Annotated in this window: 1 protein-coding gene; it reads left to right on the top strand. The window is 63.2% G+C overall.

The window, feature by feature from the left end; all coding sequences use genetic code 11:
* Positions 1-14: 14 nt before the first annotated feature.
* Positions 15-451, top strand: a 437-nt coding sequence (locus EN991_RS39450) for a TetR/AcrR family transcriptional regulator (protein ID WP_164769826.1), incomplete at its 3' end; no start/stop codon positions are given.

The raw sequence follows: 451 nt of genomic DNA, 5'->3' as shown, positions 1-451 counted from the left end.
GTATACATAGGCTTATGCCCGACACGCAGAGCCCTACCCGCAAACGCATTGTCGATGCCGCGACCAGGCTCTTCTATGCAGAAGGAATCGGTCGTGTCAGCGTCGATGCCGTTGCCGAGGAAGCGGGTCTCACCAAGCGCACGCTCTACTACCATTTCAAGAGCAAGGACGACCTGATCGCCGCCTATCTCGACGGCCGCGACCAACCCAATCTGAAGCGGATGGCCGGCTGGTTCGAGGCTGCCGAAGGCGGCGCGGATCGCAAGGTCGAGGCGATCTTCACCAATCTGGCGAGGTCCGCTCGCCACCCGAAATGGAAAGGATGCGGCTTCCTGCGCACGGCCGCCGAACTCGCCTCGATGCCCGGACATCCGGCGGTCAAGGTGGGCGCGCGGCACAAGCTGAATTTCGAAACATGGCTGGCCGGCGCCCTGTCGGACCATGGCGTCGC

It is taken from the genome of Mesorhizobium sp. M7A.F.Ca.US.005.03.2.1 (assembly GCF_003997795.1).
Taxonomy (GTDB): domain Bacteria; phylum Pseudomonadota; class Alphaproteobacteria; order Rhizobiales; family Rhizobiaceae; genus Mesorhizobium; species Mesorhizobium ciceri.
Note: the sequence above shows the minus strand (reverse complement) of the source record. Positions and strands in the feature narration are given on the sequence as shown.